Raw genomic sequence first — 14,688 nt, 5'->3', positions numbered from 1 at the left:
TGGTTCAAGCACGCAGGCGGCGCGCTTGGCGGCCACTTCCAAAGCGCTTGCAGACTGGCTTTCTACCACACAGAGCTTCAGGCGGAAACGCGAAGGCCGATGCCCCAAGGGTCGAGGAGGCTTGCGGTCCGACCGCTGCGGGTGACGGCGATCTCCATCCGGTCGAGGGCGGCAAGAGCCGCATCCAGCCGTTCGGTCGTATCGAAGCGCAGCGTGTACTCGGCAAGGCCCGCCATGCCGGCCGAACGCGGACCGGCCCGGCGGGAGTTCCAGATATTGGCCGCGACATGATGGTGGTAGCGCCCGGACGCAAAGAAGCTCGCGCCCGGATAGGTGGCCATCAGATCGAGCCCCAGCACATCGCGGAAGAAGTGGTCGGCGGTGGGGATATCGGAGACCTGAAGATGGATGTGGCCGATCGCCGTGCTTGGCTGCATGCCGCCCCAGGGCCCCTTGTCCGCCTCGTCATAGAGCGCCTGCAGGTCCAGCCGCTCGGTCGCCATCGCCACCTTGCCATCCGGCAGATAGGTCCAGTCGGCGCGGGACCGGTCTCGATAGACCTCGATGCCGTTGCCTTCGGGATCGGCGAGGTAGATGGCCTCCGAGACCAGATGGTCCGAGGCGCCCTGCAGGGCGACGCCCGCATGGGCGGCGTGGGCGAGCCAGGCAGCCAGTGCCGGGCGATCCGGAACGAGGAAGGCCGTGTGGAACAGGCCGGGCGCCTGGCGCGGCTGCGGCGCGGCGCCCTTGGCCTCCGTCAATGTGAGCAGCGGACGCCCCGCGACGCCGAGCGTCTGGCCGGAGGGGCTGCTGTCGATCGCCGTCAGGCCGAGGATCGTCTGATACCAGGCCGAGACCATGGCGAGATCGCCGACGCGAAGATGGGCGTGATCGACATGGGTGGGCATATCGAGCGCCGTCTTCGCGGGGGCGGGGCGTGAGCTCACAGGATGCGGTGCGGTCATCATCGTCTCCTTCAGCCCCGGTTTGGACGCGGGCGAATTCGCGGTCGCGGCGCCGGCCTGGGGCATGGATACTCTCGGCCATTGCACTTTGCTCCGCCAGTGCGGACAACGAGGATGCTGCGTTCGCTGGATGTTGACGATCCATTGCCATTGACGATGGCGGTCGTTCTCTGTCAGCTTTAGCGAACCGAAGGGCGTTCTTGGCCTTCGTCGGCTGATCTGTGGCTGAGATCGTCTTGGAGCAGAGCGCGCAGGCGGGCGCAGCTGTCACAGCTTTGCCGCAGCCGGCTGCGAAAGCTCTCCGGGAAAACCGCCCGCGCCGGATCGGCGGCGGGCGAGGCCGGAAGCAGGAGTGGGCCGTGCAGATCGAAGGCGTCAAATGGAACTACGACCGCTCGGAGCTGATTGCCGACGGAATCGTCCATGGGGTCGGTCTGGTTGCAGCCCTGATCGGCGTGGCGGCGTTGCTCGTGCTCGCTGTCACGCACAATGATGCCGGCCAGATCGCGGCTGCGGCAATCTACGGCGCGGGGTTGATCGCAACGCTGTCGATCTCCTTCGCCTATAATCTCTGGCCGGTGTCGCGCACCAAGGCGGTGCTGCGCCGGTTCGATCATTCCTCGATCTTCGTTCTGATCGCCGCCACCTACACGCCCTTCCTCCAGAACGGCTGGAGCGACCCGTTTCTTTTCTCCCTGCTCATCGCGCTCTGGGGTATCGCCGCCTTCGGCGTCTTCATCAAATGCGCCTTTCCCGGCCGGTTCGACCGGGTGGCGATCCTGCTTTATCTGGCCATGGGCTGGTCGGGTGTGTTTGCGGCGGGTCCGCTTCTGGCGCGGCTGCCGGAGGGCACGCTGCTTCTGATCCTGATCGGCGGAATCGTCTACTCCGCAGGCGTCATCTTCCATGTCTGGGAAAAGCTGCGCTTCCAGAATGCCATCTGGCATGGCTTCGTGGTGGCCGCTGCCGCCATTCATTTCTCCGCCGTGCTGTCCGTTCTGGGTCCGGCAGCCTGAACCAGAAGAAAAGCCCGGCGCTTGCGAAAGCACCGGGCTTGAAACCAACCGCTCTTGTCCTGCGGCTCAGGCCGGGTCAAAGGTCAGCGCCACGCCGTTCATGCAGTAGCGCAGGCCGGTCGGCGGCGGGCCGTCCGGGAAGACATGGCCGAGATGCGCATCGCAATCGGCGCAGCGGATCTCGGTGCGCGTCATGCCATAGGAGCGGTCGACATGCTCCGTCACCGCATCCTCGCCGATCGGCGCCGTGAAGCTCGGCCAGCCTGTGCCGGAGTTGAACTTGGTGCGGGCATCATAGAGCGCATTGCCACAGCAGACGCAGTGGTAGATGCCCGGCTTGCCCAGCTCGAAATCGGGGCTGGAGAACGCGCGTTCGGTGCCGTGCTGGCGTGTAATGCGATATTGCTCCGGCGTCAGCTGCGCCCGCCATTCCGCGTCGCTCTTGACCACCTTCAGCGGCGAAGCGCCGGTTTCCAATGACTGTCCGCTCATTGCGACCTCCTCTTCCAGGCTCAAGGCCTTGGGTGCGACACTGGGTTCGCTCCTCATATAGGCGCTTGCCATCAGATCCCAAGGCGGGACGCATCGTCTCGCCCTTCGTTGAAAGTATCGACTTACCGCATCAAGCATTCCGCCACGCGGGAGAGGAATGATTCGGCTTGTGATAGTCTTTGCTTCCCATTGACGCGCCTGATTTGTGCAGAACTTCAATCAGAGTTGGGGAAAAAGATGGCGGCACCACGGCTTCTGTAACGGAAAGTTGCGGCTGATTGCAGTGATGCACTCAGGGGCTGGCTGAGGCCGTCGGAGAAAGTTGAAGATTGGCTGCTGACGGAAAAAAATATTTGGTCAATCCATTGTTGAGTGTTAGATCAGTATTCGCAAAGTGTCCGTTTGGAAAATACTATTACACACAGCCTTGTTAGCGGCTTGACTCATTGAACTTGGCCTGACGATGTCCAGAAAGAGACGGGCAGGACATGGAGAGTGCGTCTTATAGGTTGTGTGTTCCTCTTTGGGTTCTTCCTCCGCGTGGGTGAAGGCCGTTTCCCGCTTTCTTCGCGGTCAGCGGTTCCATGGCGCTTCCGCATGGTTTGTCGCGCGTATGTGCGGCGTTGGTTACAGTAAAGATCGAAGGAGAACCGAAGAATGTCTGATGCATCGTCCGAGGCAGCAAATGAGTTGCTGGTGGAACTGACCGCCGAGATCGTCGCGGCCTATGTCAGCAACCATGTCGTGCCGGTCGCAGAACTGGCCTCGCTGATCGGAGACGTCCATACGGCGCTGAGCGGCACCGGCAATCCGGCTCCGGCCCCGGTGGCCGTGGAGAAGCCGAAGCCGGCGGTCTCGGTGCGCAAGTCGGTTCAGGACGACCAGATCACCTGTCTGGAATGCGGCGGCGGCTTCAAGTCCCTGAAGCGCCATCTGATGACGCATCATTCCGTGACGCCGGAAGAATATCGCGAAAAGTGGGATCTCGCCGCCGATTATCCGATGGTGGCGCCGGCCTATGCCGAGGCTCGCTCGCGCCTTGCCAAGGAAATGGGCCTGGGACAGCGCCGCAAGCGCCGCACGACGGCCGGCGCAAAGTAAGCATTCAAAGACTAAATGAGTCGTCTGCGGTGACGGCCGTTGGCCGTAGATCATCGCGCGTGGAAAGCCGGGCCGGATCCTCCGCCCGGCTTCTGCGTTTCTGACACTGCCTTTTCAAGAAGGCGGGGCAGCGTGCAGAGGAAAAAAAGCCTAGACAGCACAGGGCTTTAAGTGATTTCCGACCGTACTCCCCGGAAACTTGTGCCAGGTTGCTGGTCAACCTCCCCGATTCCGCACTAGGGTATATGAATTAATTCCTAGATCGAAAGGAGTTGTTCATGTCTCTCTCCCGGGCCTTTTCCACGCTTCCGCTCGGCGCCTCGACCGGCGCTGCTCCCTTGCTCGGCCGAATGACCGGCCAAACCTTGCCGCCGACCGTCGTCCATGGCGGACCTCCCGGCGGCGAACCCTTCGCGGCCCTCTGGTCCTGCGCCTTGCCCGCCCAGGCACGCTGCAGTGCCGTGCGGCAGATCACGGCGGAAATGGTGATGCTCGTCGAGGACCGGATGGTGTTCCGCCGCGACCGGCGCCGCGCCACCACCCATGTCCGGCAGATCGCCATGTATGTCTGCCATGTCGCGCTGCAGCTGTCGCTGACCGAGATCGGCCAGGCCTTCGGACGCGATCGCACGACGGTCGGCCATGCCTGCAATGTCGTGGAGGACCGGCGCGACGATCCGCGGTTCGATGATTTCGTCTCGGCGGTGGAGAGGGTCGTCACCGCCGTCTTCGGAGCCGGGATCGGAGGCGACCATGCGTGAGGGGGCGTTGAGCCGGCCGATGGCGGCACTGCTGCGTTTTCTCACCCGCGGCCCGGTCCTTCGCGAGGGCGGAGACGCATTGGTGACGCTGCAGCGGGAAGGCGCGCCGCCGCATTCTGTCACCTCGGCTCTGGTTGTCGAGGCCTTGCGCCGCGGTCTTGTCGATGAGGCGGGGAGGCATGTGAGGCTGACGCGCGAGGGGCGCGCGGCGCTGCGCCGGCATCTTGCCTGCGAGGGGCTGGTTTCGCCCGCCGACACACAGGCGTCAGTGGGCGAGACGGCACATGGCGTGGAGCAAGCGGCGACGCGGAGCGCTGCAGACCCTTGCGACGAGGGCGGGTTCCAGGCGCAGCATCGGATCATGGGGGAGAGGCTGCTGGTGGATGCGGGCAGGGTTGTCACCGCACGGGTCGATCTTGCCCACGCGCCGCTGGCCAGCCTTTCGCGCTTGAAAGAGAAATCAGGCGCGCCGTTCCTGAGCGAAGAGGCCTTGGCCGCCGGGGAGCGGCTGCATCGCGATTTCACGCGCGGGCAGATGCAGCCGCGCCTGGTCATGGCCTACACGCCGCGCCTGGAGACGCCGACGGTCCGCGCATCGGCGGAGGGGCAGGCAGTGAGCGACAGTGCCCTGTCAGCGCGGGCGCGTGTCGCGCGCGCCTTGGAGGCGCTCGGGCCGGACCTGAGCGGTGTGGCGCTGGATATATGCTGCTTCGAGAAGGGGCTGGAAACGGTCGAGCGCGAGCGGCAATGGCCGGTCCGCTCCGCCAAGCTCCTGCTCCGGGTGGCGCTGATGACGCTCGCTCGCCACTACGCGCCGGCCGTGCCGGAAAAGCCCCGCGCCACCCATGCCTGGGCGACAGCCGACGGCCGGCCCGTTCGACCGCGCAGCTGAGGGCGATGACCGTTGTCCGAGCCTCAGCTCAGACGGGCAGCGGCTTCGTCCTGGATCCGCTTGACCATGGAGCGCAAACCGTTGGCGCGCTGGGCGGTGAGGAATTCGATCAGGCCCATGCGGGCGAAGAGGTCGAGCGCATCGGTGGCGGCGATCTCCGAGGCGTGCTTTCCGGAAAAGATCGAGAGAACGATCGCGACCAGCCCCCGGACGATATGCGCGTCCGACTCGCCTTCGAAGGTGAGCACCGGATCGGCGCCGTCGCCGGCATGGGTGACGAGCCAAACCTGGCTGGCGCAGCCACGCACCTTGTTGTCCGCGGTGCGTTTTTCCTCCGCCATCTCGGGCAGGCTCTTGCCGAGCTCGATGACATAGCTCATCCGGTCCTGCCAATCCTCGAGATAGGCGCAGTTTTCCAGGATTTCGGCGAGGGGGGTGAGGGGCGTGGCGTCGGTCATGCTGGCTCTATAGCGCAGTTCGCTGCGTGAGACGACAGGCTTTCCGCCGCAGGATCGCCAGCGTTCCGGCAGATCGCGAAGGCGCTAGCGGCTGGTGCGGCCGGGCTCCAGACGCCATTCCGGCACGGGGATATGGCGGAAAGGCAGAGGCTCCTCGTCGCGCGCCGCCTCTATCCCGGCATCGGCCAGTTCACTCGGCTGTGAGGCTTCGGCGGTCGCAGCCGGTGCCGGCCCGGCGATCGTGCCGGTCATCACCGGATCGCCGCTGCCGCCGAACTGGGCGTCGAGCAGTTCATAGGCGATGCGGGCCCCTTCGCGGGCGCGGTGGCCGAGAGCGGTAAAGGTTTCCGCACCCTTGACGCAGACATCCGGCTTTTCCGCGCACAGGCCGCTGATATAGCCGAGCGCCTCGCTGGCGGCGGTCACTGTATCGGCCACACCCACCGCCTTGGTGTCCGCAACCTCCGGCGCCGGCTGCTCGTCCTTTACGAAAAAGGGCAGAACCAGAAGCACGACCGTGAACCAGAACGTTCCCTTGATCAGAAACCACATGTTGCACCCATTCTCCTGCGGGGCGCGCGATCAAGGCCCCAAGCGGGCGAGACGGCGCATCCCATGTCTAAGGACGATAGAGGCAGGGCGAAAACAGGGCGTTGAAAGCTCGAACCGAGTTTTCCACGAATTTTCCTCAAATCTTACCTTTTGTCGTTTCCGCGGTCTTTGAATGGCTTTCGAACGATCGGCGTTAAGGCTCAAGGCAGCGGCGGAGCGCCAAGGCACTGGAATGCCGGGCATGCGCGCGTCCGGCCAGCGTCACACTGATTAACATAAACGAAAAAACAACCAAAAACCGATGCTTACACCCCATTAACCACGTCGGCCGAAGCTTTGCCGAAATGGGACAGAAGGGGGGTTTGCGGGCGTTTGCGGCCGGCCGGACAGCCTCGATTTAGAGCTTCGTTAAGCCGCCGGTGCGACAGTCGGAACGGGCCGGAAGGGGCAGCACCCCCTCGCATTCGGCTCCATGAATACCGGCAGCAGGATGCGGTCGGATGAAAGAACAATGCAGGGTCAGGCGTGAGCGTATTGCGGAACAGGTTTGCCATGAGCGCGCGAAAGGCCCAGGATGGCACTGCAAGGCAAGCAGCCGCTCCGACGGCCGTCTCGCCGCTCGACCGGGCCGCCTCCGCGCTCCTTGCCCCTGCTGCTGCCGGTTCGTTCCGCCTGGCGGGCGCTCTTGCCCTCATTGCTTTTCCGAGCGTGCCGCTGATGCTGTCCGCAGTTCTTCCCGTATCGCTGGCTCTGCCGGTCGGCGCCGGCGTGGCTGGCGTGCTGGCCTTGGCGGGCGGTCTTCTCGCCCTCAACTCGTCCGAGCGCCAGCCGGTGGCACCGATGATCCCGCTTGTCGACCTCAAGAGCGACGCGCCGGACTATGATTGCTTTGCCGGCCTGGTGACGCTTCACGATCCTCGTGGCCTGGTGACGGGCGTTTACGGACGGGATGCGGCCAGCCTTCGCGCCATGATGCGGGATCCGATGGGGCGCGGCTTCCTTGACCAGATCCATGTGCTCGATCGCATTGCCTTCCTGCGTGCGATCGACCAGATTCGCCAGGGCGACCGCGCGGCAACGGTGGATCTGCGCATCGAGCGCGGCACGTTCACGCCCGAATCGGAACAGTTCCTCCATCTGCGCTGCGAACTTGCCGGCCGCTGGGACGGGGACGATCTCCTCGGTCTGCTCGTGCAGTCGCGCGATATTTCCGAGGAAGTGGCGCTACGGGCCGAAGCCGCGCGCAAGACGAGCGAGGCCGAGCGCGCCAACGAGGCAAAGACGCGCTTCCTCGCTGCCGTCAGCCATGAACTCCGCACGCCGCTCAACGCCATTCTGGGCTTTTCCGACATCCTCACCGGCGAATATTTCGGCAAGCTGGAGAACGACCGGCAGCGCGAATATGTGGCGCTGATCAACCAGTCCGGCGCCCATCTTCTCTCGGTCGTCAACACCATGCTCGACATGAGCAAGATCGACGCCGGTCGCTATGAGCTGATCGCCGAACCGTTTCCGATCGCCGATGCCGTCAAGGCCTGCGAGCAGATGCTGGCGCTGCAGGCCGAAAAGCGCGGCATCACGCTGATCGCCCGCGCCTCGCGGGGACTGGGCGAGATCCATGCCGATCGCCGCGCCGTTCAGCAGGTTCTGATCAACCTGGTCGGCAATGCCCTGAAGTTTACCGAGGCCGGCGGCGTCGTGACCATCGATGCCGACCAGCTGGGCAACCGCCTGCGGCTTGTCGTGGCCGATACCGGCATCGGCATTCCGGCCGACAAGCTGGCTCTGCTCGGCCAGCCTTTCATGCAGGTGCAAAATGCGCTGACCCGCCGCTATGAGGGCACGGGCCTCGGGCTCTCGCTGGTCAAGGGCCTGGTCGGCCTGCATGGCGGCGCCTTCGATATTGCCAGCCGCGAGGGCGAGGGGACGGTGATCACCATCACCCTGCCGATCGATGGGTCTGGAATCGTCTGCCCGCCTGAGGAAGACGAAACGACGGTGGCGGAGTTTCCGCCGCGCCTGTTGACGCCGGCGGCGCAGGCTGCCGCACAGACTGAAAGCGGAGGGCTCGCGCTTGGCGCCACGCACGCGAAAACCGCCTGAACCGGCACGCAAATCCACATCCGCCAAGAAGACCGGCCGTTCTGCCCCGGCAAAGAAGGCGGGTGGCGCGCGCGGCCAGCGCTCCGTGATCCTGCGCGCCGGGGCGGCGCTGCTTGGCCTTGCGGCCCGCAATCCGGCCGTGTTCGGCGGCTCGGCGGCATTCGCCATCGTCTTCGGCTTCGTGGCGGCCAACGCGCTGTGGTACCAGCCGGGCGCGCATCCCTCGCCCTTCCTGCGCACGCGGCTGCCCTTCACCCATCCCAACCCCGCCAGCCTGAACCCGGCGGTCAAGGAGCCGCAGACGGGCAAGGTCACCACCTTCGTGATCGAGCGGGAGGCGGATCTCGCTGCGGCCGAGCCGTCCGGCGCCTCGGTGGAGTCGGTGATCGCCGCCGACGAACAGGCGGCCCTCGACGCTCCGGCGGCAACCAGCGAGCAGACGGCAAGCCTGCCTTCCGCTCCCCGCAGCCCGGCCGCCCTGCCGCCGGCCCGGCTTGCCGCGCCGAGCGCGGAGCCGGCGACAACGCTGGACGAGGAGGATCTGGTTCGGGCCGTGCAGATCTCCCTCATCGCCCGCGGGCTCTATGATGGTCCCGCCGATGGCCGCCCGGGGCCGAAGACGTCGGCCGCGATCCGCGCCTATGAGCGCGCCTCAGGCCAGCCGGAGACGGGCACGGCCACGCCAGCCTTGCGTGCGGCCCTTGCCCGCAGCAGCGCCCCGCCGCAGCGCCTCGCCGCGGTGACCCCGGCACAGCGCCCGACGCCGGCCGCGGCGACGCGCGGAGAGCTCGACCCGGTGGCGGCCGCCATCCGCGCCGCAGACGGATCGGCGCTCGCCGTGCCCAAGGCCGACGTTCCCGCCTCCGATGCGACGGTGCTGGCGATCCAGCGGGGGTTGAAGAATCTCGCCTATACCGACGTGACGGTGGACGGCATGATCGGCGACCAGACCCGTGCGGCAATCCGCCATTTCGAAAAGCACTACCGGCTGCCGGAAACCGGCGAGCCCAACCCGGCCGTCTTGAAGAAGATGAAGGAGATCGGCGCGCTGTAAGCGTCCGGTTGCCCTAAGGCACCCGCGGACCGTGTCCCGGCGTTCGGGGTCGGGCGGTCTTTACGCTTTGCGGCATGCGGGCTAAGGCATCGTCATGCGTCTGCGCACCGATCTCTTCGTTTCCGCTCTCCTCCGCCGCGCCTTTGCGGGCGGCGGCTTTGCGGCCGTGCTGCACAAGGGCGCGGAGGAGGCAGGTGCGATCTTTCTCCGCCAACGCTCGCGCCTTGGGCTGGAGACGCTCTATGGGCCCGCGCCGCAAAGCCTGCTGGCGGACGATCCGGGGCCGGACCGCCTGTTCGAGCAGCGGCTGAGCGAGGCGGAGCCGGAGGCAGTCGAGGCCGTTCTCGAACGCGAACTGCGTTTCGACCCGGATTGCTGGATCATCGAACTCGAGATCGACGAACGGGGCGATCTGTTCGCCCTGGCCGAGGACCAGACCGAGCGCCGCATCTGACAATCAAGCCTTCGGACTGGGTGCAGTTCGAAGTGGTTAGCGATCGAAGCGCCGAGGCAGGGGCTGGCTCAACGGACCTTGCGCTGGACGAGGCGGCGGGGCTGGAGCATGTCGCCGAGCGGGCGATGGGCGGGGCTGCGCGGATCGTTCGGGCGGGCCGGCCCTTCGAAGGGACGGTGCACGGGCGGCACCGCGCGCATTTCGGCGGCAATCCATTCGGTCAGGCGCGTGCGTGCATCCTGCGGATCGATGGCGGCGAGCAGGGTGGCGCAGCGCGTGGCGGCAAGCCGTGTCTCGTTCAGGCCGGGATAGAGCGCCGCGAGGATGACGATCGCATCCTGCCGGGGGATCCGCAGGGCAGCCAGCGCCAAAGCGAGCTGCTGGCCGGAGGAATCGAGCACCAGCCGCTCGCCAAGCGACGGCGGGCAATCGAGAGCGGCGGCCAGCGCATGCACCAGCATGTTGACCTCTCCCAGCCGGGCGAAGCGAACCAGCACGGCCGAGCTGGTCGGCGCGACAGCGTCGAGCTTCGGCTTGGCGGCGCGCTCGACGCCGGGGGCGCGGACCAGCGCCTTCAGCTCGCGACGCAGCGCCTCGTCGCCCGCAAGGTTTGGCGCGGGACGCGGCGCTGCGGATCGGGGCGCGTCGATTGCGGACCGGCTTGCGATCGGCGAGGGGGCTGCGGCCTCTGTGGCCGGTGGGGTGGATCGCGGGCGGGCGGGCAGGATGGCGGCGATTTCGGCTGGCGTTTCGGCAAGGCGGGAGGGCAGCCTCTTCGCGTCGGTGGACGGCTCGATCTCCGCGCTCGTCTGGCGACGCTCGACGAGCGCATCGACGACGGCGACCGACAGATCTTCGCGCCGAGCGATGGCCACGGCATGGGCGGCGCTGCGGCTGCGGATGACGGACAGGAGCACGCGGTCGCTGATGGCGGCGGCCCGGGTCAGAAAGATGGCGGCGATGGCAATGGGTGCGCTGGCGATCTGCCGGGCAACGCGATCCGGCACATTGGGGCAGCGCGAGAGGGCGGCGGCGGCCTGGCGACGTGCCTCATCGCTGGCGGCGAGGAAGAGCGGTTCGAAGAGTTCGGCAAAGAGATGCAGATCGGACGGGCGGGGACGGCGGAGGCTTTCGAAGCTCGTGACCGTGGCCATGAGCACCGTATCCTTCACCCGGCCCGATTCCGGGCGCTCCAACTCGCGAAAACGATCCGCCACGTGATCCATCCCTTCCTACGCACAACTTGAGACTGATCCTGGCCGGGGGCCTTCGGTGCCGCCTTCCAGCATGTGCCGAGCGCGCCGGTTCCTCAGGGCATGGAGGAGAGCCGGACAACAATCGGGACGCGCAGAACACGGCATCGACGCCAAGCGCGACACGGTTCGACACTATCACCGCGTGGTTAATGGGCGCTTAAACGCGACGATACGGCGCGTGCCAATCTTGAACGGTGGCGGGGTGAGCCTGCTCGACAAAGAAAGGCGGCGTGGAGCGGCTGGAGGTCCGCTTCACGCCGCAAGGCAGTCAAAGACGATGGTTCAGGCATTGCCCGAGGGTGAGGGGGCCACACGGGCCCCGTCACCTCAACTCAGCACTGCGGATCGTTCGGGCCGCATTCGCCGCGGCGACGGGGACGATCCTCGTTGAACTGGACGCCACGATGTTCGCGCTGCTCGATCCGTTCGCGACGATTCTCGAGACGCTCCTGACGGCGATTTTCGATCCGTTCCTCGCGGCGGTTCTCGATGCGCTCCTCGCGCTCGCGGCGGCGGTCGCGCAGGTTTTCGGCGCGCTGGCGCTCCTCGGCCTGCAGGTCGCGGCGGCGATCCCGCAGATCCTCGATCCGCTGACGCTCGCGCTCGGCCTGTTCGCGGCGGCGATCCCGCTGGTCTTCGATCCGGTCGCGACGCTCCTCTCGCTCGCGGACATAGCGACCGGGGCCACGGTCGTCACGGTAGACATCGCGACGCCAGACCTCGCGATCGCGGTAGAAGGGGCGGCTGCGGTAGTAGCGATCCCAATAGTTGTCGATTTCAAAGGTGACGGTCGGAATGCCGAGCGGCCGGTAATATTCCGGCGCCAGCACGACGCGGCTCGATCGGTAGGAGGTCTGGAGGTAGGAGCCGGAAACCCAGCCGCGGCCGCTGTAGAACGAGACATCGCACCAATTGGCATTGGCAAGGCAGCCGTGGATTTCCACGGATGTTCCATAGGGGATGACGACGACGGCGGGATAGGCGGTGCTCGGCCCGGAGCGCATGTTCACATTGGCCGTGGCAAAGCCGGCAGCCGCCTGGGCAACCGCTGGAATGAGGAGGGCGGCGGCCAGTGCCGCGCCGGTCAGAATGGATCTCACGTGGGGTACTCCCTTGAAACGCTGGTGGCCTTATGGAGCCATCTCAGGACGCGGTTTACATGCAGCCGGTGTCTTTTCCGAAAGACGGGAAGACAGGGTTCAACCAGCCGGCCGAGGTCAGACATCGTGTGTTTTATGTCATTTCTGAGATCGGCTCCGGCCGATCGGCGACAACGGGCTGAGGGCTCGCGATCTCCGCGCCCAGAACGCGGACGGCAAGGGTTTCGTTCCTGAGCGACGCGGCGAATGCGTCGACTTTCTCTTCCACCGTGCCCGCCACGGTGCCCGCAAGAGGGAACTAAAGCAGGAGGCGCGCGTTAACGGTCCGAAACCCAAACCAGCGTCTAGGAGCCCCACGCTATGGTCGAAAAGAAATTCGCAACGGTTGCCGGTGCCGAGTCGGAAGTAGAAGCCTCGATCGCAAAGGCTGATCTCGACCAGCAGGTGGCCGACCTGCGCTCGGAAATTGCCCGCCTGACCGAGACGGTCACCAATATCGGATCTGGCGCCAAGGCCGTTGTTCAGTCGGAAGCCGAGGTTCTGACCGAGCGTCTGCGCGACCGCGTGCGCGACGAGCCGGTGACCACCCTGCTGACGATCGCCGGCGTCTCCTTCGTTCTGGGCCTGCTCGCCCGTCGCTGAGGCGCGAGGAAAGGTCCGGCCAGGCCGCCTTTCCAGCCTCACGCAGTCTTGGAAGACGAAGATCCGCCCGGCACATGTGCCGGGCGAAGCAGTGACAGGGATCAGCGGCAGGTTTTACTGATGTCTTCCATCGCTAAGATTGGTATTTCGACCATTAAGGCCCTGTTAAGGAGCCTATGGCGCAATGGTCCTGCAAGACGTGCCGACGATCCCGCTGAGTTTTCTGGGACCGTGGCGCAAAGCGAAGCCCGGGCGGTTCCGGGAGAAGGAGAGCCGAGAACAGCGCCGATTTCCGATCGATCGATCCATGCAAGGCGCGAGCCCGACGAGGGCAGGATGAAATGGACGTCGTGTTCATCCGTCTCGACCGTGTCGATGGAGACGAGAATGGCAAATGTGATCAGGCTGAAGGACCACCTGTCCCGATCCAGACCGAAGAGCGGCGACCTTCCGGCCGACCGAGAGGCTGCGATCCTGATGTTCACCGGCATTCGCTACGAGCGGATGGACCAGCGCGACAGCGAGCGGGCTAACCCTTCGCCTCTGCCCGGCGCCAACCAGAAGCACTAGAACGGAACAGACCTGCCCGACCCCGTCCGCACACGGAAGGGCCGGTCAACGTCATGCCGTGACCTGAGAGGGTTATGGCATCGCGGGTGTGGCATCGCGAATGATCGGTTCGCAGCCGGCGCCCTGCAGGAAGCCGCGTGCGGCCTCCTCGAAACTGTCGCTCGGCGCCAACGCGCGCAACACGGCGTAGCCTTCCTCCACCGGCATCTCCACCATGATCGACTGGGCCAGCGCCTCCACCGGACGCTTGCGCAGATCGACGAGCTGCAGCGCGGTCGCCGCGACGACATCGACGCCGCCATTGACGGCGGTGGCGTTGTTCATGCTGAACACCTCGTTGGAATCCGCATCATAGAGCGCCAGCGACCAGAAGGGGACAGTGCCATCCGCGGTGAAGCGGACGGGGCCGTTGGCGACGGAAAAGCCGCAGACGGCGACGCGCAGATAGGGGTCGTCATTGGCAAGCCCTGTCGGTCCCGGTTCGGCGGAGAGCGGGAAGAAGCTGTCCATTTCATAGAGACCGAGCACGCGGCTATAGGCATCGCCGCCGGTAAAGCGCGGCAGCGCCAGGATGATGACGATGTGCAGGAGCACGGCGCCGATCAGCCCGACGCCGACGACGAAGAGGCCGGTGCGCAGCAGGCGGAGCGGGGATAAGGAACGCTTACGCATTGGCGCAGGATCCGCGGGTGATCGTCGGCATGACCAGCTCGATGGCGCCGGAGGAATTGGCGGTCGGAGCATCGAGCAGGGTGAGCACGAGCCGGATCGGGCCGCGATGGGCGACCGCGAGCCAGTTGCCCGGCTGCGCCGTTGGAGAAACCGTGATGGCGAAGCTGCTGTCGCTCTCACGCATCACCGTCCAGGCGTTGAGTGCGGTCGGCCGGCCGGGAGCGTCCGTCAGCGGCGTATCGCGGGGATCGGTCGCAAACAGGGTCCAGAACCGGGCCGGCGGCGTGCGCCCGGTGATGCGATAGGTGCAGCCGCCCTGCAGGATCTGTCCCTCGTCATCGGCGGCCGCCACGAAGCGCATGCCCTCCGCCCGACCGTAGAGCAGCCGTCCGGCTCGGGCACGATGGGCCTTGGCATAGGGATCGGTCCCGGCCGTCTGGGCATCGGGAAAGGCGGTCCAGGGGCCGAGCCGCACCGCGCCGAAACCGATCGTCGCCTGCAGCGCCGTGATGGTGCCGGCAATCGCCCCGCCAAAGGCGATGGCCAGGATCAGGGCAACGAGGATCGGGACGCGAAACATCGGGAAGGCGACTTTCAGAG

17 protein-coding genes are annotated in these 14,688 nt (G+C 66.0%); 9 read left to right on the top strand and 8 right to left on the bottom strand.

Translation table 11 applies throughout. From position 1 onward, the window contains the following. Nucleotides 1-77 precede the first annotated feature (77 nt). Nucleotides 78-968: a VOC family protein gene (locus tag U8330_RS12610; RefSeq protein WP_323105620.1), complete on the bottom strand. Its 891-nt coding sequence runs from the start codon at nucleotides 966-968 to the stop codon at nucleotides 78-80. A 356-nt stretch (nucleotides 969-1,324) separates the two neighbouring features. On the opposite strand from U8330_RS12610, the gene trhA reads away from it, so the two are divergent. Beyond that, nucleotides 1,325-1,981, top strand: a complete 657-nt coding sequence (gene trhA / locus U8330_RS12605; protein ID WP_323105619.1) for a PAQR family membrane homeostasis protein TrhA — start codon at nucleotides 1,325-1,327, stop codon at nucleotides 1,979-1,981. Between the two features lie 66 nt (nucleotides 1,982-2,047). On the opposite strand, the gene msrB is transcribed toward trhA, so the two are convergent. Further along, on the bottom strand, nucleotides 2,048-2,473 hold the full coding sequence (gene msrB, locus U8330_RS12600; RefSeq protein ID WP_323105618.1) for a peptide-methionine (R)-S-oxide reductase MsrB: 426 nt from the start codon (nucleotides 2,471-2,473) through the stop codon (nucleotides 2,048-2,050). A gap of 657 nt (nucleotides 2,474-3,130) precedes the next feature. Here msrB and U8330_RS12595 point away from each other — a divergent pair. From U8330_RS12595 to U8330_RS12585, 3 genes are all read left to right on the top strand, one after another. Beyond that, nucleotides 3,131-3,574 carry a MucR family transcriptional regulator gene (locus U8330_RS12595; protein ID WP_323105617.1) on the top strand — a complete coding sequence of 148 codons (444 nt, stop codon included), beginning with the start codon at nucleotides 3,131-3,133 and terminating at the stop codon, nucleotides 3,572-3,574. A 278-nt stretch (nucleotides 3,575-3,852) separates the two neighbouring features. After that, nucleotides 3,853-4,335: a helix-turn-helix domain-containing protein gene (locus U8330_RS12590; RefSeq protein ID WP_323105616.1), complete on the top strand. Its 483-nt coding sequence runs from the start codon at nucleotides 3,853-3,855 to the stop codon at nucleotides 4,333-4,335. After that, nucleotides 4,328-5,227 (top strand): DUF6456 domain-containing protein, encoded by a 900-nt coding sequence (locus U8330_RS12585; protein ID WP_323105615.1) that lies wholly within the window; start codon nucleotides 4,328-4,330, stop codon nucleotides 5,225-5,227. The genes U8330_RS12590 and U8330_RS12585 overlap by 8 nt, the downstream gene beginning before the upstream one ends. Nucleotides 5,228-5,250: 23 nt before the next feature. Here the strand turns inward: U8330_RS12585 and U8330_RS12580 are convergent, their stop codons facing one another. Beyond that, nucleotides 5,251-5,685 carry a SufE family protein gene (locus U8330_RS12580; protein ID WP_323105614.1) on the bottom strand — a complete coding sequence of 145 codons (435 nt, stop codon included), beginning with the start codon at nucleotides 5,683-5,685 and terminating at the stop codon, nucleotides 5,251-5,253. Between the two features lie 84 nt (nucleotides 5,686-5,769). Further along, a complete protein-coding gene (locus tag U8330_RS12575; protein WP_323105613.1) occupies nucleotides 5,770-6,237 on the bottom strand; it encodes a DUF5330 domain-containing protein in 468 nt (155 codons plus the stop codon). Between the two features lie 552 nt (nucleotides 6,238-6,789). Here U8330_RS12575 and U8330_RS12570 point away from each other — a divergent pair. The 3 genes from U8330_RS12570 to U8330_RS12560 all read left to right on the top strand — a co-directional run bounded on the left by U8330_RS12570 (nucleotide 6,790) and on the right by U8330_RS12560 (nucleotide 9,848). After that, nucleotides 6,790-8,340, top strand: a complete 1,551-nt coding sequence (locus tag U8330_RS12570) for a HAMP domain-containing sensor histidine kinase (RefSeq protein ID WP_323105612.1) — start codon at nucleotides 6,790-6,792, stop codon at nucleotides 8,338-8,340. Next, complete coding sequence (locus U8330_RS12565; protein ID WP_323105611.1) at nucleotides 8,312-9,394, top strand: peptidoglycan-binding domain-containing protein; 1,083 nt, start codon at nucleotides 8,312-8,314, stop codon at nucleotides 9,392-9,394. The genes U8330_RS12570 and U8330_RS12565 overlap by 29 nt, the downstream gene beginning before the upstream one ends. A gap of 94 nt (nucleotides 9,395-9,488) precedes the next feature. After that, nucleotides 9,489-9,848: a DUF1491 family protein gene (locus U8330_RS12560; RefSeq protein ID WP_323105610.1), complete on the top strand. Its 360-nt coding sequence runs from the start codon at nucleotides 9,489-9,491 to the stop codon at nucleotides 9,846-9,848. 68 nt (nucleotides 9,849-9,916) lie between these two features. Here U8330_RS12560 and U8330_RS12555 read toward each other — a convergent pair whose 3' ends face one another. Then, nucleotides 9,917-11,065 carry a DUF2336 domain-containing protein gene (locus U8330_RS12555; RefSeq protein ID WP_323105609.1) on the bottom strand — a complete coding sequence of 383 codons (1,149 nt, stop codon included), beginning with the start codon at nucleotides 11,063-11,065 and terminating at the stop codon, nucleotides 9,917-9,919. A gap of 371 nt (nucleotides 11,066-11,436) precedes the next feature. Beyond that, a complete protein-coding gene (locus U8330_RS12550) occupies nucleotides 11,437-12,204 on the bottom strand; it encodes an SH3 domain-containing protein (RefSeq protein ID WP_323105608.1) in 768 nt (255 codons plus the stop codon). 360 nt (nucleotides 12,205-12,564) lie between these two features. Here U8330_RS12550 and U8330_RS12545 point away from each other — a divergent pair, with 360 nt between their 5' ends. Both U8330_RS12545 and U8330_RS12540 read left to right on the top strand, forming a co-directional pair. Further along, nucleotides 12,565-12,846, top strand: coding sequence for a hypothetical protein (locus U8330_RS12545; RefSeq protein WP_323105607.1), 282 nt, complete (start codon nucleotides 12,565-12,567; stop codon nucleotides 12,844-12,846). A 387-nt stretch (nucleotides 12,847-13,233) separates the two neighbouring features. Continuing rightward, entirely contained in the window at nucleotides 13,234-13,416 is a 183-nt protein-coding gene (locus tag U8330_RS12540) for a hypothetical protein (protein ID WP_323105606.1), read from the top strand. Nucleotides 13,417-13,488: 72 nt separating this feature from the next. Here the strand turns inward: U8330_RS12540 and U8330_RS12535 are convergent, their stop codons facing one another. Both U8330_RS12535 and U8330_RS12530 read right to left on the bottom strand, forming a co-directional pair. Beyond that, on the bottom strand, nucleotides 13,489-14,088 hold the full coding sequence (locus U8330_RS12535; RefSeq protein WP_416236854.1) for a DUF1254 domain-containing protein: 600 nt from the start codon (nucleotides 14,086-14,088) through the stop codon (nucleotides 13,489-13,491). Further along, nucleotides 14,081-14,668: a DUF1214 domain-containing protein gene (locus tag U8330_RS12530; RefSeq protein ID WP_323105605.1), complete on the bottom strand. Its 588-nt coding sequence runs from the start codon at nucleotides 14,666-14,668 to the stop codon at nucleotides 14,081-14,083. Before U8330_RS12530 ends, U8330_RS12535 begins: the two co-directional genes overlap by 8 nt. Between the last annotated feature and the right edge of the window lie 20 nt (nucleotides 14,669-14,688).

Source organism: Rhizobium sp. CC-YZS058 (genome assembly GCF_034720595.1).
In the GTDB taxonomy this organism is placed as follows: Bacteria; Pseudomonadota; Alphaproteobacteria; order Rhizobiales; family Rhizobiaceae; genus Ferranicluibacter.
This window is presented reverse-complemented; position numbering and strand designations above follow the sequence as displayed.

Excerpts from the sequence above, each read along its gene's own strand:
- U8330_RS12610 (WP_323105620.1), bottom strand. The coding sequence starts at position 968 with ATGATGACCGCACCGCATCCTGTGAGCTCACGCCCCGCCCCCGCGAAG.
- msrB (WP_323105618.1), bottom strand. The coding sequence starts at position 2,473 with ATGAGCGGACAGTCATTGGAAACCGGCGCTTCGCCGCTGAAGGTGGTC.
- U8330_RS12595 (WP_323105617.1), top strand. The coding sequence starts at position 3,131 with ATGTCTGATGCATCGTCCGAGGCAGCAAATGAGTTGCTGGTGGAACTG.
- U8330_RS12590 (WP_323105616.1), top strand. The coding sequence starts at position 3,853 with ATGTCTCTCTCCCGGGCCTTTTCCACGCTTCCGCTCGGCGCCTCGACC.
- U8330_RS12585 (WP_323105615.1), top strand. The coding sequence starts at position 4,328 with ATGCGTGAGGGGGCGTTGAGCCGGCCGATGGCGGCACTGCTGCGTTTT.
- U8330_RS12580 (WP_323105614.1), bottom strand. The coding sequence starts at position 5,685 with ATGACCGACGCCACGCCCCTCACCCCCCTCGCCGAAATCCTGGAAAAC.
- U8330_RS12575 (WP_323105613.1), bottom strand. The coding sequence starts at position 6,237 with ATGTGGTTTCTGATCAAGGGAACGTTCTGGTTCACGGTCGTGCTTCTG.
- U8330_RS12570 (WP_323105612.1), top strand. The coding sequence starts at position 6,790 with ATGAGCGCGCGAAAGGCCCAGGATGGCACTGCAAGGCAAGCAGCCGCT.
- U8330_RS12560 (WP_323105610.1), top strand. The coding sequence starts at position 9,489 with ATGCGTCTGCGCACCGATCTCTTCGTTTCCGCTCTCCTCCGCCGCGCC.
- U8330_RS12545 (WP_323105607.1), top strand. The coding sequence starts at position 12,565 with ATGGTCGAAAAGAAATTCGCAACGGTTGCCGGTGCCGAGTCGGAAGTA.
- U8330_RS12540 (WP_323105606.1), top strand. The coding sequence starts at position 13,234 with ATGGCAAATGTGATCAGGCTGAAGGACCACCTGTCCCGATCCAGACCG.
- U8330_RS12535 (WP_416236854.1), bottom strand. The coding sequence starts at position 14,088 with ATGCGTAAGCGTTCCTTATCCCCGCTCCGCCTGCTGCGCACCGGCCTC.
- U8330_RS12530 (WP_323105605.1), bottom strand. The coding sequence starts at position 14,668 with ATGTTTCGCGTCCCGATCCTCGTTGCCCTGATCCTGGCCATCGCCTTT.